At 71.1% G+C, this 15,149-nt stretch carries 15 protein-coding genes; 9 read left to right on the plus strand and 6 right to left on the minus strand.

Annotated features, from left to right (window positions below; all coding sequences use genetic code 11):
• Positions 1-170 precede the first annotated feature (170 nt).
• The 6 genes from ACH4XV_RS07575 to ACH4XV_RS07600 all read left to right on the plus strand — a co-directional run bounded on the left by ACH4XV_RS07575 (position 171) and on the right by ACH4XV_RS07600 (position 7,413).
• The gene (locus ACH4XV_RS07575) at positions 171-1,277 is read left to right on the plus strand and encodes a BMP family protein (protein WP_395787473.1); all 1,107 of its coding nucleotides are present in this window, start codon (positions 171-173) and stop codon (positions 1,275-1,277) included.
• 127 nt (positions 1,278-1,404) lie between these two features.
• Entirely contained in the window at positions 1,405-3,018 is a 1,614-nt protein-coding gene (locus ACH4XV_RS07580) for an ABC transporter ATP-binding protein (protein ID WP_395787475.1), read from the plus strand.
• Positions 3,015-4,328 carry an ABC transporter permease gene (locus ACH4XV_RS07585; protein WP_395787477.1) on the plus strand — a complete coding sequence of 438 codons (1,314 nt, stop codon included), beginning with the start codon at positions 3,015-3,017 and terminating at the stop codon, positions 4,326-4,328. The genes ACH4XV_RS07580 and ACH4XV_RS07585 overlap by 4 nt, the downstream gene beginning before the upstream one ends.
• Before the next feature lie 29 nt (positions 4,329-4,357).
• Complete coding sequence (locus ACH4XV_RS07590) at positions 4,358-5,674, plus strand: ABC transporter permease (protein WP_395787479.1); 1,317 nt, start codon at positions 4,358-4,360, stop codon at positions 5,672-5,674.
• Positions 5,675-5,679: 5 nt separating this feature from the next.
• Positions 5,680-6,069, plus strand: a complete 390-nt coding sequence (locus tag ACH4XV_RS07595; RefSeq protein ID WP_395787481.1) for a cytidine deaminase — start codon at positions 5,680-5,682, stop codon at positions 6,067-6,069.
• A gap of 57 nt (positions 6,070-6,126) precedes the next feature.
• A complete protein-coding gene (locus ACH4XV_RS07600; RefSeq protein ID WP_395787483.1) occupies positions 6,127-7,413 on the plus strand; it encodes a thymidine phosphorylase in 1,287 nt (428 codons plus the stop codon).
• Between the two features lie 123 nt (positions 7,414-7,536).
• Here the strand turns inward: ACH4XV_RS07600 and ACH4XV_RS07605 are convergent, their stop codons facing one another.
• The gene (locus tag ACH4XV_RS07605) at positions 7,537-8,124 is read right to left on the minus strand and encodes a PH domain-containing protein (protein ID WP_395787485.1); all 588 of its coding nucleotides are present in this window, start codon (positions 8,122-8,124) and stop codon (positions 7,537-7,539) included.
• A 127-nt stretch (positions 8,125-8,251) separates the two neighbouring features.
• On the opposite strand from ACH4XV_RS07605, the gene deoC reads away from it, so the two are divergent.
• From deoC to ACH4XV_RS07620, 3 genes are read left to right on the plus strand one after another with little or no spacing between them, the layout of a single operon-like run.
• Complete coding sequence (gene deoC / locus ACH4XV_RS07610; RefSeq protein ID WP_380005181.1) at positions 8,252-9,226, plus strand: deoxyribose-phosphate aldolase; 975 nt, start codon at positions 8,252-8,254, stop codon at positions 9,224-9,226.
• Between the two features lie 5 nt (positions 9,227-9,231).
• On the plus strand, positions 9,232-10,668 hold the full coding sequence (locus tag ACH4XV_RS07615; protein WP_395787487.1) for an aldehyde dehydrogenase family protein: 1,437 nt from the start codon (positions 9,232-9,234) through the stop codon (positions 10,666-10,668).
• A complete protein-coding gene (locus ACH4XV_RS07620; protein WP_395787489.1) occupies positions 10,661-11,539 on the plus strand; it encodes an aldehyde dehydrogenase family protein in 879 nt (292 codons plus the stop codon). Before ACH4XV_RS07615 ends, ACH4XV_RS07620 begins: the two co-directional genes overlap by 8 nt.
• Positions 11,540-11,707: 168 nt before the next feature.
• On the opposite strand, the gene ACH4XV_RS07625 is transcribed toward ACH4XV_RS07620, so the two are convergent.
• The 5 genes from ACH4XV_RS07625 to ACH4XV_RS07645 form a co-directional block, all read right to left on the minus strand.
• Positions 11,708-11,866 carry a hypothetical protein gene (locus tag ACH4XV_RS07625; RefSeq protein WP_395787491.1) on the minus strand — a complete coding sequence of 53 codons (159 nt, stop codon included), beginning with the start codon at positions 11,864-11,866 and terminating at the stop codon, positions 11,708-11,710.
• Between the two features lie 154 nt (positions 11,867-12,020).
• A complete protein-coding gene (locus ACH4XV_RS07630; RefSeq protein ID WP_395787493.1) occupies positions 12,021-13,043 on the minus strand; it encodes an endonuclease/exonuclease/phosphatase family protein in 1,023 nt (340 codons plus the stop codon).
• Complete coding sequence (locus tag ACH4XV_RS07635) at positions 13,040-13,732, minus strand: hypothetical protein (RefSeq protein ID WP_395787495.1); 693 nt, start codon at positions 13,730-13,732, stop codon at positions 13,040-13,042. The genes ACH4XV_RS07630 and ACH4XV_RS07635 overlap by 4 nt, the downstream gene beginning before the upstream one ends.
• Positions 13,733-13,838: 106 nt before the next feature.
• Positions 13,839-14,168 (minus strand): hypothetical protein, encoded by a 330-nt coding sequence (locus ACH4XV_RS07640; RefSeq protein ID WP_380005168.1) that lies wholly within the window; start codon positions 14,166-14,168, stop codon positions 13,839-13,841.
• 356 nt (positions 14,169-14,524) lie between these two features.
• A complete protein-coding gene (locus ACH4XV_RS07645) occupies positions 14,525-15,148 on the minus strand; it encodes a SigE family RNA polymerase sigma factor (protein WP_126637481.1) in 624 nt (207 codons plus the stop codon).
• Position 15,149: the final 1 nt, after the last annotated feature.

A 15,149-nucleotide genomic window follows, 5' to 3' on the forward strand; every position in this document is an offset into this window, starting at 1 on the left:
TAACGGGGCGTGTTGCGGTGGCGATTCACGGTTTTTGTCGCTCATATTCTTTTACTAGGTATGCTCTCCGACGGTTAGCAGGTCTACGCGCGTTTACCAGGGATCCAAGCGCGTCAGAGTCTGCATCTGGGAGCAGCGCCCGAAGGGGCGCTCATCGGAAGGAGACACCCGTGCGCCGGGTATCCAAGGTGACCGCGGCTGCGGTCGGCGTCACTCTCGCCCTCACCGCCACCGCCGCGTGCGGTAGCAAGCCCGACGACAAGAAGTCGAACTCGGGCACCAGCGCCACCCCCGGTGGGACGCAGGCGGCGAAGATCGACTTCAAGGCATGCATGGTGACGGACACCGGCGGCATCGACGACCGTTCGTTCAACGCGTCGTCGTGGGCGGGCCTGCAGCAGGCCAAGCAGGAGCTGGGCGTCGAGGTGAAGTACATCACCTCGAAGACCGAGAACGACTACGTGCCGAACCTCAACAGCCTCGTGAACGACAAGTGCGGGCTGATCGTCGCGGTCGGCGGCCTGATGGCCGACGCGACCAAGGCCGCCGCGTCCACGCACAAGGACCAGAAGTTCGCGATCGTCGACTCGTCCAGCATCGAGCCGAACGTCCAGGGCCTGGAGTTCAACACGGCCGAGGCCGGCTTCCTCGGCGGCTACCTCGCCGCGGGCTACTCGAAGTCCGGCAAGGTCGCCACCTTCGGCGCGCTGCCGATCCCGCCGGTGACGGTGTTCATGGACGGCTACGTCCAGGGCGTGAAGTACTACAACCAGGCCAAGGGCAAGAACGTCCAGGTCATCGGCTGGGACGACGTCAAGGGCGACGGCTCGCTCGCGGGCAAGTTCGACTCGCCGGCCGACGGTGAGCGCATCGCCAACGACTTCATCGCCCAGGGCGCCGACGTGATCATGCCGGTCGCCGGCCAGACCGGTCTCGGTGCGGCCTCCGCGGTGCAGAAGAGCGGCGGCAAGGCGAGCGTCATCTGGGTCGACCAGGACGGCTACGAGAGCGCCCCGCAGTACAAGTCGGTGTTCCTGTCCACGGTGACCAAGGACATCAAGTCCCAGGTGTTCAACGCGGTCAAGGCCGCGGCGAACAACCAGTTCACCACCAAGGCCACCATCGGCACCCTCGCCAACAACGGCGTCGGCCTCGCCCCGTTCCACGACTTCGACGCGAAGGTCCCCGCCGACCTGAAGTCCGAGCTGACCGCGGTCAAGGGCGACATCGTCAGCGGCAAGATCAAGATCACCTCGAAGAACCAGCCGAAGAGCTGACTTAAGCGATCGGGCGCCGCGGAAGCGATTCCGCGGCGCCCGTGTCCGTACCGCCCGGGCCCCGAGGGGACCCGGGTCGAACCCGTAGTGGCCCCTCGCGGGGGGCGTAGCCGAGGAGGTCTCCGCGTTGAAGCTCGAACTGCGCGGAATCACGAAACGGTTCGGGTCGCTGGTCGCCAACGACCACATCGACCTGACCGTCGAGCCGGGGGAGATCCACTGCCTTCTCGGTGAGAACGGTGCCGGCAAGTCGACCCTGATGAACGTGCTCTACGGGCTCTACGAGCCCACCGAGGGCGAGATCGTCGTCGACGGGACCCCCCGCAAGTTCCGCACCGCCGGTGACGCGATCGACGCGGGCATCGGCATGGTCCACCAACACTTCATGCTGGTCCCGGTCTTCACCGTCGCCGAGAACGTCATGCTCGGCCACGAGGAAACCAAGCCGATGGGCTGGCTGGACCGCCGTCGGGCCCGCAAGAAGGTGCTCGACCTCGTCGACGAGTACGGCCTCAAGGTCGACCCGGACATGCTGGTCGAGGATCTTCCCGTCGGTCTGCAACAGCGGGTGGAGATCCTCAAGGCCCTGGTGCGCGACGCCAAGGTGCTGATCCTGGACGAGCCCACCGCGGTGCTCACCCCCCAGGAGACCGAGGAGTTGTTCCGGGTGATGCGCGCGCTGCGCGAGTCCGGCCACTCCATCGTGTTCATCACGCACAAGCTCAAGGAGGTCAAGGCCGTCGCCGACCGGATCACCGTGATCCGTCGCGGCAAGGTCGTCGGCACCGCCGACCCGGCCTCCTCGGAGAAGGAACTCGCGTCGCTGATGGTCGGCCGGCCGGTCGAGCTGGTGGTCGACAAGGCCGAGGCCGAGCCGGGCCCGGTGCGCCTGGAGATCAACGACCTGACCGTGCTCGACGCCAACGGCCAGGCCGTGGTGGACCGGGTCGACCTGCACCTGCGCGAGGGTGAGATCCTGGGCATCGCGGGCGTGGACGGCAACGGCCAGAGCGAGCTGACCCAGGCGATCCTGGGGCTGCGCGCCCCCGCGGCCGGATCGATCAGCCTGGACGGCAAGGACCTGGCGGGCATGAGCCCCCGGCAGATCCTCGGCTCCGGGGTCGGCTTCGTCCCCGAGGACCGGCAGCACGACGGCATCGTGAGCGACTTCACGGTGGCCGAGAACCTGGTCCTGGACATGGTCACCCAGGCGCCGTTCGGCAGGCGCGGGTCGATCGTGCCCGGCGCGGTGCGCGACAACGCGCGCAAGCGGGTCGAGGAGTTCGACATCCGCACCCAGACCATCGACTCGCCGGCCGGCACGTTGTCCGGCGGCAACCAGCAAAAGGTCGTGGTCGCGCGCGAACTCTCGCGCCCGCTGCGGCTGTTCATCGCCTCGCAGCCCACCCGAGGGGTGGACGTGGGGGCGATGGAGTTCATCCACAAGCGGATCGTGGCCGAGCGCGACGTGGGCACCCCGGTGATCATCGTGTCCACCGAGTTGGACGAGGTGGTCGCGCTGGCCGACCGGATCGCGGTGATGTACCGCGGCCGGATCGTGGACATCGTCTCGCCGACCACCTCGCGCGGCGACCTGGGCCTGCTGATGGCCGGCGTGCTGCCCGGCGCGGAGCACGCCGACGGCGCCGGAGCGACCCGCGCCGACACGGCCCCGGCCGGGCCGGTCGAGACGAAGACGAACGAGAGCGACGCAACCCCGGGGGAGGAGGACCCAGCGTGACCGAGGACAACAAGAGCACGCCCGGCGAGCCGAGCGAGGCGAAGCCCGCGGCGGCCGGGGCGAGCGCGACCGCGCCGCCCAAGACGCCGCTGGGCCGAGCGATGCTCGACGCGATCATCACCGGCAACTCGGCCGTGGTGACCTTCCTGGCCATCCTGCTCGCCCTGGTGGTCGGCGGCGTCCTGATGATCCTCGCGGACCAGGACGTGCTCGACCAGTACAAGTACTTCACCGCCGCCCCCGGCGACGCGCTCTCCGCCTCGTGGACCCTGGTCTCCGACGCCTACAGCGCGATGTTCAAGGGTTCGATCATGAACCCGGACCTGTTCGCCGACGGCTCGATCGAGGACAACTTCCGGCCGATCTCCGAGACGATCACCCAGGCCACGCCGCTGATCTTCGGCGGTCTCGCGGTCTCGATCGCGTTCCGCACCGGGCTGTTCAACATCGGTGCGCAGGGGCAGATCATCGCCGGCGCGGTGTTCGCGTCGTGGATAGGGTTCGTCGTCGACCTGCCGCCGGTGATCCACCTTGTGTTCGTGATCCTCGCCGGCGTGATCGGCGGCGGTCTGTACGCGGGCATCGCCGGTGTCCTCAAGGCCCGCTTCGGCGCGCATGAGGTGATCGTCACGATCATGCTCAACCACATCGCGGTGCTGATGCTCGGCTGGCTGCTGACCACCGACACCTTCCGGCGCGGCGGGCAGTCGCAGCCGATCGGCAAGGACGCGCACGACAACGCGGTGCTGCCGAACCTGTTCGGCGACAACCTGCGGATCCACTTCGGCATCATCCTGGCGCTGCTGGCGGCCGGGATCTACTGGTGGCTGCTCAACCGCTCCACGCTCGGCTTCGAGCTGCGCGCGGTGGGCTCCAACCCGGACGCGGCCCGTACGGCGGGGATGAGCGTGGCCCGGGCGCAGATCCTGGCGATGGTGATCGCCGGTGCGATGGCCGGTCTCGCCGGTGTCTCGCAGGTGATGAGCTCGACCAACCCGGCACACACGCTGACCCCGAGCATCGACGCCGGCATCGGCTTCGACGCGATCACCGTGGCCCTGCTCGGTCGGACCAAGCCGCTGGGCACGGTGCTGGCCGCGCTGCTGTTCGGCGCGCTGCGCGCGGGCGGTTCGGTCATGCAGGCGTCCGCGAACGTGTCCGTCGACATCGTCATCGTCATCCAGGCCGTGATCGTGCTGTTCGTCGCGGCGCCGCCGCTGGTGCGCTCGATCTTCCGGCTGCGCGGTGCCCGCAAGGGCGCCGAGGGCGGGCCGCTGGCCGCCAAGGAGACCGTGGGGGTCCAGGCATGACCGAGCGGAATCCTGAAGGAGGCACGCAGGTGGCGGACACCGTGATCGCCCCCGACGTGGAGGCCCCGGTGAACCCCACCGGCGAGGCCGCCGACGTGGTGCGGGCCGCGGCCCGCAAGAAGGCCCTGATCACGGGCATCGGTTTCGTCCTGGTCGGGCTGTACGCACTGTGGGCGTTCGGCTTCGGCACCTCGGGCGGCGAGGACGCGGTCTTCGGGATGACCGTGCCCAACCGCGACACCACCCACGTGGGCGACCTGTCGCTGCCCGCGCGCGGCGTGGCGATCGCGATGTCCGTGGTGTGCATGATCGCGGGCGGCCTGCGGATCGCCTTCGACCGCTCGCGCCTGGCCACCCGGCTGAGCGTCGCGCTGTTCCTGATCGCGTTCGTGATCGCGTTCCTGGTGTGGGCGGTCGCGGGCAAGCAGATGTCCTTCGCGGGCGCCCTGCAGAACACCCTGCTGGCCGCGGTGCCGCTGGTGCTCGGCGCGCTCGCGGGCGTGATCGGCGAGCGCTCCGGCGTGGTCAACATCGCCATCGACGGTCAGTTCCTGTTCGGCGCGTTCGCCGCCGCGCTGACCGGCTCGGTGACCGGGTCGTTGTGGGCCGGGCTGGCCGCGGGCGCGATCGCGGGCGCGCTGATCGGCGGGCTGCTCGCGGTCTTCGCGGTGCGCTACCTGGTCGAGCAGGTCGTCCTCGGTGTGGTGATCAACCTGCTGGTCACCGGCATCACCGGCTTCCTCTACACACAGCTGTTGCAGAAGGACCCCGAGCAGTACAACAACCCGGGCGTGTTCGAGAACATCCGGATCCCGGGCTTCGCCGACATCCCGGTGATCGGCCCGGTCCTGTTCGACGTGAACGTGATCGTGTACCTGATGTACGCGCTGATCGTGATCGTGCACCTGGGCCTGTTCCACACCCGCTGGGGGCTGCGCGCCCGCGCGGTGGGCGAGCACCCGACGGCGGCGGACACGGTCGGCATCAAGGTCAACGCGACCCGCTACCGCAACGTGATCATGGCGGGCGCGATCGCCGGCGTCGGCGGCGCGTTCCTGACCATCGGCACGGTGGGCACCTTCTCGAAGGACATGACCTCCGGCGCGGGGTACATCGCGCTCGCGGCGGTCATCTTCGGGCGCTGGCGTCCGCTGGGCGCGGTGGCCGCGGCGCTGCTGTTCGGCTTCACCAGCGCGCTCGCGACCTCGTTGCAGCCGCTGAACACGTCGATCCCGAGCCAGTTCCTGCAGATGATGCCGTACGTGGTGACGATCTTCGCGGTGGCCGGTCTGGTCGGCAAGGTGCGCGCTCCGGCGGCGGCCAACAAGCCCTACACGAAGGGCTGACGGGCGTGTCGGAGATCGATTGGCCGGCGCTGCGCAACGCGGCGACGGCGGCGATGCGCGGCGCCTACGCGCCGTACTCGAAGTATCCGGTCGGCGCCTCGGCCCTGGTCGACGACGGCCGGATCGTGTCCGGGTGCAACGTGGAGAACGCGTCCTACGGCCTGACGCTGTGCGCGGAGTGCGGTCTGGTGTCCGCGCTGCACGCGAGCGGGGGCGGCCGGCTCGTGGCGTTTTGCTGCGTGGACGGAGAGGGTGCGGTACTGATGCCCTGTGGGCGCTGCCGGCAACTGCTGTGGGAGCACGGCGGCCCCGGGATGCTGCTGGAAACCAAGCACGGGATACGGCCGTTGCGGGAGATCCTGCCGGATGCCTTCGGGCCCGAGGACCTCGCGTAACACCGTGTGTTCGTGAGTCGAACGGGCCGCCTCGGCGGCCGAGAGGAAATGGACGGCATGGACGCGATTTCGGTCATCCGAACGAAGCGGGACCGCGGTGAACTGACGGCGGCTCAGATCGACTGGGTGGTCGATGCGTACACCCGCGGCGAGGTCGCGGACGAGCAGATGTCGGCGCTGGCGATGGCCATCCTGCTCAACGGGATGAACGCGACCGAGATCAACCGCTGGACCGACGCGATGATCGCCTCGGGCGAGCGGATGGACTTCTCGACGCTGTCCCGGCCCACCGCCGACAAGCACTCCACCGGCGGGGTGGGCGACAAGATCACCCTGCCGCTGGCCCCGCTGGTCGCCGCGTGCGGCGTCGCGGTGCCGCAGCTGTCCGGTCGTGGCCTCGGCCACACCGGTGGCACGCTGGACAAGCTGGAGGCCATCCCCGGGTGGCGGGCGGCGCTGTCCAACGACGCGATGTTGCGGGTGCTGGAGGACGTCGGCGCGGTGATCTGCGCGGCGGGCGACGGACTGGCGCCGGCCGACAAGAAGCTGTACGCGCTGCGCGACGTGACCGGCACGGTCGAGGCGATCCCGCTGATCGCCAGCTCGATCATGAGCAAGAAGATCGCCGAGGGCACCGGCGCGCTGGTGCTCGACGTCAAGGTCGGCTCGGGCGCGTTCATGAAGGACCTGGACAACGCGCGCGAACTGGCCCGCACCATGGTCCGGCTGGGCGTGGACCACGGGGTCAAGACGGTCGCGCTGCTGACCGACATGTCCACCCCGCTCGGCCTGACCGCGGGCAACGCCCTCGAAGTTCGCGAGTCGGTCGAGGTGCTGGCCGGCGGCGGCCCGGCGGACGTGGTCGAGCTGACCGTGGCGCTGGCCCGGGAGATGCTGGCGGCGGCCGGGCAGACCCGGATCGACCCGGCCGACGCGCTGCGCGACGGCTCGGCGATGGACGTGTGGCGGCGGATGATCCGGGCCCAGGGCGGCGACCCGGACGCCAAGCTGCCAACGGCGCGCGAGACGCAGGTGGTCACCGCCGCCTCGTCCGGCGTGCTGACCCGTCTCGACGCCTACGCGGTCGGCGTGTCGGCCTGGCGCCTGGGCGCGGGTCGGGCCCGCAAGGAGGAGCAGGTCCAGGCGGGCGCGGGCGTCGAGCTGCACGCCAAGCCGGGCGACACGGTGGTCGCCGGTCAGCCCCTGCTGACCCTGCACACCGACACCCCGGAGCGCTTCGAGTACGCGACCGAGATCCTGTCCGACGCGGTAACGATCGCCCCGGCGGGCACCACGTTCGAGCCGACCCCGATCCTGATCGACCGGATCGGTCCGACGGCCTGACGCCTCGGTACGCACACGCGAGCGGCCCTCGACTCCCGATCCGGAGCCGAGGGCCGCTCGCATGCGTCGCGGGATCGACCGGTGCGTGCGCCGTGGCGCTCCGCGAAGGCGGGAAAACCCGCCCTACAGCAGGCCCAGCAGTACCGAGGCGACGCCCGAGACGGCCAGGCCGCCCAGGATCTCCGGCGACCAGCGCACCTGCACCGGGCCGGTGGACGCCTTGGCGAACTGCTCGCTCATCCCGCGCAGGTCGTCCACCACCTGGTCGGCGTGCGAGAGCTGGGGCAGGTCGTGCACGCCGCCGCGGCCGTACGGGTCCTCGGCGGCGGCGCGGCCCTGCTGCCGCAGCGCGCGCTTGCGTTCGCGCAGCGAGACCGGGATCGCCCAGATGTAGAACGACCTGTCGTCCGCGCGCACCTCGATCGAGTATTCGGCGCGCACCCGCTCCACCGCGCCCCACGGCACCACGATGGTCCGGAAGGGGTTGCGGATCACCAACCGCTCCGGCCCGACCAGCACCGCCGAGCGCAGCGTGAGCGCGACCACCAGGATCGCGAAGAAGACCACGACGGCGATCGCGAGCCACTTGGTGTCCCCGTCGCCGCGGATCAACGTGTCGATCACCATCCACACCCCGACGGCGATCAGAAGCACCCCGACGGCCATCGCCGGTCGGGAGCGGTACGTGGTGATGTCCTCGTCGCTGCTCATGACCGGTGATTGTGCCGCACGACGGCGCGCGGGTGTCGATGCCCGGGGATCGATCGCCTCGGCAACTTTGCCTCGACCGGACCGCCGGCCCGGACGCTACGCGAGTAGATATGCTCGTCTTGTGAGCATGCCGTCTGCAATTCTCGCCGACCCGGCCGAGGTCACCTCGTCCGAAGCGGCCCTTCGACGCTTCCTGCACGGGCTTCCCGGCGTCGACAGGGTCGGAACCGAAGCGCGGGCAGCGATGCTCGCCACCCGCTCGATCAAGACGGATGCGAAGGTCGCCGCGATCGACCTCGCCATCCGGATGATCGACCTGACCACATTGGAAGGTGCCGACACCCCGGGCAAGGTCCGGTCCCTGTGCGCCAAGGCGCTGCATCCGGACCCGGGTGCCCCCGACGCCCCCCGACCCGCCGCGATCTGCGTCTACGGCGACCTGGTCGCCGAGGCCAAGGCCGCGCTCGGTGATTCCGGCGTACATGTCGCCGCCGTCGCCACCGCGTTCCCGTCCGGGCGCGCCTCGCTCGACGTCAAGCTCGCCGACGTGGCCTACGCGGTCGCCGCCGGCGCGGACGAGATCGACATGGTCATCGACCGCGGCGCGTTCCTGGCCGGCCGCTACCGCGACGTCTTCGACGAGATCGTCGCGGTCAAGGCCGCCTGCGCGCGCGGCGAGGCCGCGGGCGGCGGCAGTGCCCACCTCAAGGTGATTCTGGAGACCGGTGAACTGTCGACGTACGACAACGTTCGCCGCGCGTCGTGGCTGGCGATGCTCGCGGGCGCCGATTTCATCAAGACGTCCACGGGCAAGGTCGCGGTCAACGCGACACTGCCGGTGACGCTGGTGATGCTCCAGGCGGTCCGCGACTTCCGCGAGGCGACCGGTCGCCAGGTGGGCGTCAAGCCCGCCGGCGGGATCCGCACCACCAAGGACGCGATGAAGTATCTCGTCCTGGTCAACGAGACGGTCGGCTCCGACTGGCTGGACCCCGACTGGTTCCGGCTCGGTGCCTCCAGCCTGCTCAACGACCTCCTGATGCAGCGCCAGAAGCTGGCCACGGGCCGCTACTCCGGCCCCGACTACGTGACGGTGGACTGACAGCCATGGGCAACCCATTCGAGTACGCGCCCGCGCCCGAGTCGCGCGCGATCGTCGACATCGCCCCGGCGTACGGGCTGTTCATCGACGGCGCCTTCGCCGAGGCGGCGGACGGCGGCCGGCTCAAGACGGTGAACCCGGCCACCGAGGAGGTGCTGGCCGAGATCGCGGTCGGCGGCGAGGCGGACGTGGACCGCGCGGTCAAGGCCGCGCGCAAGGCGTTCAAGTCGTGGTCGGCGCTGCCCGGCGCGCAGCGCGCCAAGTACCTGTTCCGGATCGCCCGGCTGATCCAGGAGCACGCCCGCGAGCTGGCCGTGCTGGAGTCGATCGACAACGGCAAGCCGATCCGCGAGTCGCGCGACGTGGACATCCCGCTGGTCGCGGCGCACTTCTTCCACTACGCGGGCTGGGCGGACAAACTCGCGCACGCCGGCCTGGGGCCCGACCCGAAGCCGATCGGTGTGGCCGGTCAGGTCATCCCGTGGAACTTCCCGCTGCTGATGCTGGCCTGGAAGGTGGCGCCGGCCCTCGCGGGCGGCAACACCGTGGTGCTCAAGCCGGCCGAGACCACCCCGCTGACCGCGCTGCGCTTCGCCGAGATCTGCGTCGAGGCCGGGCTGCCGAACGGCGTGGTGAACATCGTCACCGGCGCCGGCGAGACCGGGCGCGCGCTGATCGCCCACCCCGACGTGGACAAGGTCGCGTTCACCGGCTCGACCGCCGTGGGCAAGGAGATCGCCCGCACCATCGCGGGCACCCGCAAGCGGGTCACCCTGGAGCTGGGCGGCAAGGCCGCGAACATCGTCTACGACGACGCGGCGATCGACTCCGCCGTCGACGGCATCATCGAGGGCATCTTCTTCAACGGAGGCCAGGTCTGCTGCGCCGGCTCCCGACTGCTCGTGCAGGAGTCGGTGGCCGACGAGCTGCTCGCGAGCCTGACCCGGCGGATCAAGACGCTGCGCGTGGGCGACCCGCTGGACAAGAACACCGACGTCGGCGCGATCAACTCGGCCGCGCAGCTCTCCCGGATCCAGGAACTGGTCGCGGCGGGCGAGGCCGAGGGCGCCGAGCGCTGGTCCCTGGCCGGCGAGCTGCCCGGCAAGGGCTTCTGGTTCCCGCCGACGGTGTTCACCGGCGTCACCCAGGCGCACCGGATCGCCCGCGACGAGATCTTCGGCCCGGTGCTGACCGTACAGACCTTCCGCACCCCCGCGGAGGCCGTGGAGAAGGCCAACAACACCGCGTACGGCCTGTCCGCCGGGGTGTGGACGGAGAAGGGCGCCAAGGCCCTGTGGACCGCGCAGCGGCTGCGGGCGGGCGTCGTGTGGACCAACACGTTCAACAAGTTCGACCCGGCCTCGCCGTTCGGCGGGTACAAGGAGTCGGGCTTCGGCCGCGAGGGTGGCCGCCACGGGCTGGAGGCCTACCTCGATGTCTGAGCGCCTTGAGGTGTTGAAGACCTACAAGCTGTACGTCGGGGGCAAGTTCCCCCGGTCCGAGAGCGGGCGGGTGTACGCGGTGACCGACAGCAAGGGCCGGACCCTGGCCAACGCCCCGCGCGGCAGCCGCAAGGACGCCCGCGACGCGGTGGTCGCGGCACGCAAGGCGTTCCCGGGCTGGTCGGGCGCCACCGCGTACAACCGGGGCCAGATCCTGTACCGGATCGCCGAGATGCTGGAGGGTCGGCGCGAGCAGTTCGCGACGGAGGTCGCCGCCGCCGAGGGCGCCAACCGGACGAAGGCGCTCTCGGCCGTGGACGCGGCCGTGGACCGCTGGGTCTGGTACGCCGGGTGGACCGACAAGCTCGCCCAGGTCGCGGGCGGCGCCAACCCGGTCGCCGGGCCGTTCGCCAACTGGTCGACGCCCGAGCCCACCGGCGTGGTCGCGGTGATCGCCTCGCAGCGCTCCTCGCTGCTCGGCCTGACCAGCGCGGTCGCGCCCGTGATCGCCACCGGCAACACCGCCGTCGTGCTCGCGGCCGGCGCCTCGGCGCTGCCCGCGCTGTCCTTCGCCGAGGTCCTGGCGGTCTCCGACCTGCCGGGCGGGGTGGTCAACATCCTCACCGGGCACCCGGCGGAGATCGCCCCGACGCTCGCGTCCCACCAGGACGTCAACGCGATCGACCTGACCGGCGTCGCGCCGGACGCGGGCGTCGCGTCGGCGCGCGACCTGGAGATCGCGGCGGCGGACAACCTCAAGCGGGTGCTGCGCCCCGGCGCCAAGGAGCCGGACTGGACAGCGGACCCGGGCACCGCGCGCATGCTGGCGTTCACCGAAATCCGCACGGTCTGGCACCCGACCGGCCACTGACCCCAGCCCGCCGACGCGGGCCTGCGGGTCCCGCGTCGGCGGGCTCGCGGGCGGCGGGTTCCGCACCTGCGGCCCGGGTCCGGAGGTGTGTGCGGCAGTGGGCCTGTCACCCACGTGGGGGACAGGCCCACCGGCCGTTTCCGGGCCGGTGCGGATCGGCATCGGGCCTCAGGCGGCGAGCACACTGTCGGCGCGGGTGCCGCTGCCGCCGCCCGTCGCCGGGTCGGCCGAACCGGCCGGACGCCGGACGAACAACCCGGACAACTTCCACGTGGCCAGGACGCGGGCGATCACGACGACGGCGAAGAGGGCGAGCAGAGCGGACATGTGATCAATCCTCGAAGGTGCGTGGGGCACGTCGAGCACGGTGCCCTCGACACCCGACGCTAGGTCCCCGAAGTCGTCCGCCCGGCCCTCTTGACGCGGCATCGACGCAGGTGGGGGCATTCCTGACGGGATCTTGACGAACGCCGGGCGCGGCTCAGCGCAGCGCCAACTCGGCGATCACCGCCGCGTGATCGGTGCGTGGCACCCGGTGTTCGGACACCGACACCACGTCGATGCCGCCCGTCACCAACACGTGGTCGATCCCGAACAGCGGCGGCAGCCCGTGGAAGTGGGCCATCGGCCAGGTGCGGGTCAACCCCCGCCCACGCTCCTCGTGCGCGTCCCGCAGCCCGGTGTCGGTCAGCGCGCGGAACGAGGCGTTGTCGAGCGTCGCGTTGAAGTCGCCCAGGAAGACCGTCGGCAGTGTGCGGTGCTCCGCCTCGCGGCGCAGCGCGTCCATGTCGTGTGCCCACTTCCCGGCCTGCCCGCGCATCGGCGGGATGGTGTGCACACCCTGGAGCCGGATCCGGTGTCCGTCGATCTCCACGGTGGCGCCGGGCATCGGCATCGTGGTCCGCTCCGGCAACAGCCGCGCGTCGGTCAGCGGCCGGCGTGCGTAGATCGCCAGCCCGCTCGCCCCCGGCTCGCCGTGACCGGCGCTGTACGGCAGCTCCCGCGTCAACCCGGCCCGGTCCAGACCCGCCGCCAACTCGGGGGTCAACTCCTGCACGGCCAGTACGTCCACCCGCTCGCGCACCACCAATGCGGTGATCCGCGCCGCGTCGGCGGTGCCGAAGTAGGCGTTGGCGGTCATCACCCGCACCCGGGTACCACCCGGAACGGGCGCGCCGGCCGGGGTCAGGCGCGGCAACATCCACAGGGTGTGGACGACCACCAGGCCCAGCGCGACGAGCAGGGTGATCCGCATCCGCAACACCGCCGCCCCGAGCAGCACGACCACCGAGGCCGCCGCCGCGTAGGGGGCGAACACCGTCACGATCGCGACCGGCCACATCGCGTCGAAGACGAGCAGCCGGGCACCGGTCACCAGCACGGCACCGGCGAAGAGCAGGCCGATCACGCACCGTCCGAGGGTGCGCAACCGGCGGCGCAGCCGCCACAGTCGAGGCGGCGCCGGAACATCCTCCGCCGGTTCCTCCTCGACCTCGGCGGTCACGCTTCGGTCCGCCCGGGAGCCTGCGCGGGCGGCGGGGTCGTCGGCCGGGGCGGCACCACGCCCACCCCGCCGGTCGAGTCGGCGTCGACGGCGGTCGTGGCGGCGGTGTGCGCCCCGGTCGCCGGATACTGCCCGGTCGACGCCGGGTGGGTCACGGCCGGCTGCCCCGCGGCGGTCGTGTCACGTGCGTACGAGGGCCACTCCTGGGGCGGCAGCGAGCGGCCGCGGGTGACCGTCGGCGGGCTCGGCGCGCCGAGCACCACGATCAGGAAGTAGGCGCACAGCGCGAACAACACCAGCACGCCCACGTTCAGCGCGCTCTGTTCCACCCGCGCTCCGGCCGGGATGTGGGCGAAGCCGCCGCCGTCGTAGGCGAGCGCGCCCAAGGCCGCGGTGAGCCCCACGATGCCCTGCACGGCGAGCACCCCGAGCGCCGTCCGGGTGATCACCCGGGCCCGCGGCGTGGGCCGCCCGGCATGGGTCACCAGGAGCACCGCGGCGGCGAGCAGCACCGGAGTGAGGGCGTCGAGCAGCGTCGACTGGCCGCCGTAGGCGCGTGCCCGAAAGCCGTCCACGCCCGATCCGACGCCGAACAGGACGCGCAGCGCGTCGACCGCCAAGCGCAGTGCCAGAAAACCGACCAGCGTCCATGCCGCCGGCTCCCGCAGACGATCCGTTTCCTGCCGCATCCGAATGCCTCCCCGTGGCCACGTTCGCGGCTCAGGGTAGACGGGAGCCGGCGCTGCGGCGGGAGAGCGCCCCGTGCGCGGCGCACCGGCGTGCGACTCGGACGACTCAGAGCTTGTCGAGGGCCTGCTGCACGGTCATGCCCCGGGCCAGGTCGCCGGTGACCATGTCGGTGCCGACCGGCGTGTCGCCGACGTCGGTGCCGACGCTGTTGGACAGCGGGTTCAGACCGCCGCCGTTCATCGGATTGAGTTGCGCGCGCTGCACGACGCCGAGCACCGCCTCGGTCGCGGCGGCGGCACCGGTGCCGGCCGCGGCCACGTCGGGCCGGGACATCGCCTCGGGCGCGAGGGGCGAGGCCGTGGCGCTCCCGGCGAGGCCGAACGCGGCGGCGGCGCCGAGAGAGGTCGCGGCGATCGTGCGGAGAACGGAGGACATGGAGTGGTCCTTCCCGGTCGACTGGGGGCTTGACCACGCAACGTAGCCACTCGACTACGCCGAACGCAATTCGGCGCCCCGCGCACCGATGTCCCGAATCCGCATCGAACCCGACGGAAATTCGACGGAACCGTCACAGCCCCATCCGCCGTCCCTGCCGATGAGACCGACACGACCGGGGGGAGCGAACGGGATCGACGAGGTCGCCGGCCATGTGGACGACGACACGGACAACCGCACGGACGCGGAACAACTGCACAGTGGAAGAGCGGCGCGGGAGCACCGGTAAACCGCAGGCGAGCGAACGACCGCACCCGGTCGGGCGCGAAGGGCGAGAAGAGCGAAGCGCGGTGCGCTCAGGCGACCAGCTCGGCGAAGGCCTCGTCCGCGCCGAAGCTCAGCGCGTCGTCCTCGCGCAGCCGGCGCAGCGCGCGCCAGATGCTCGACTTGACCGTGCCGACGCTGCACCCCAGCACCTCGGCCACCTCGGGGTCGGTCCGACCCTCGTAGTAGCGCAGCACCAGCATCGTGCGCTGCGGCTCGGGCAGCTTGGCCAGCGCCCGCCACAACACGGCGCGCAGCTCGGTGTCGCCCATCGAGTCGGAACCGTCCGGACGCTCGGGCAGCTCCTCCGAGGGGTACTCGTTGATCCGGCGCCGCCGCCAGGCGGATATGTGCAGGTTGGTCATCGTCCGCCGCAGGTAGCCGCCGAGCGCGGCCTTGTCCTGGATCCGACCCCACGCCTGGTACGTGCTCATCAGCGCGCTCTGCAACAGGTCCTCGGCCTCGTTGCGGTCACCGGTGAGGTGGTACGCGGTGGCGAACAGCGCCGACCGGCGCTCCCTGACGTACGCCGTGAATTCGTCGTCGACACTCTCCGTGCACGCGGCGCTACGCGCGTTCCCGGGCAGCGGGGCGAGGGCGACGACGGTACGACGGTTGTCCTTGCGGATGACCTGCGACTGCGTCCTGGTCTGCATG

The sequence above is a fragment of the Embleya sp. NPDC020630 genome, assembly GCF_044334985.1.
In the GTDB taxonomy this organism is placed as follows: domain Bacteria; phylum Actinomycetota; class Actinomycetes; order Streptomycetales; family Streptomycetaceae; genus Embleya.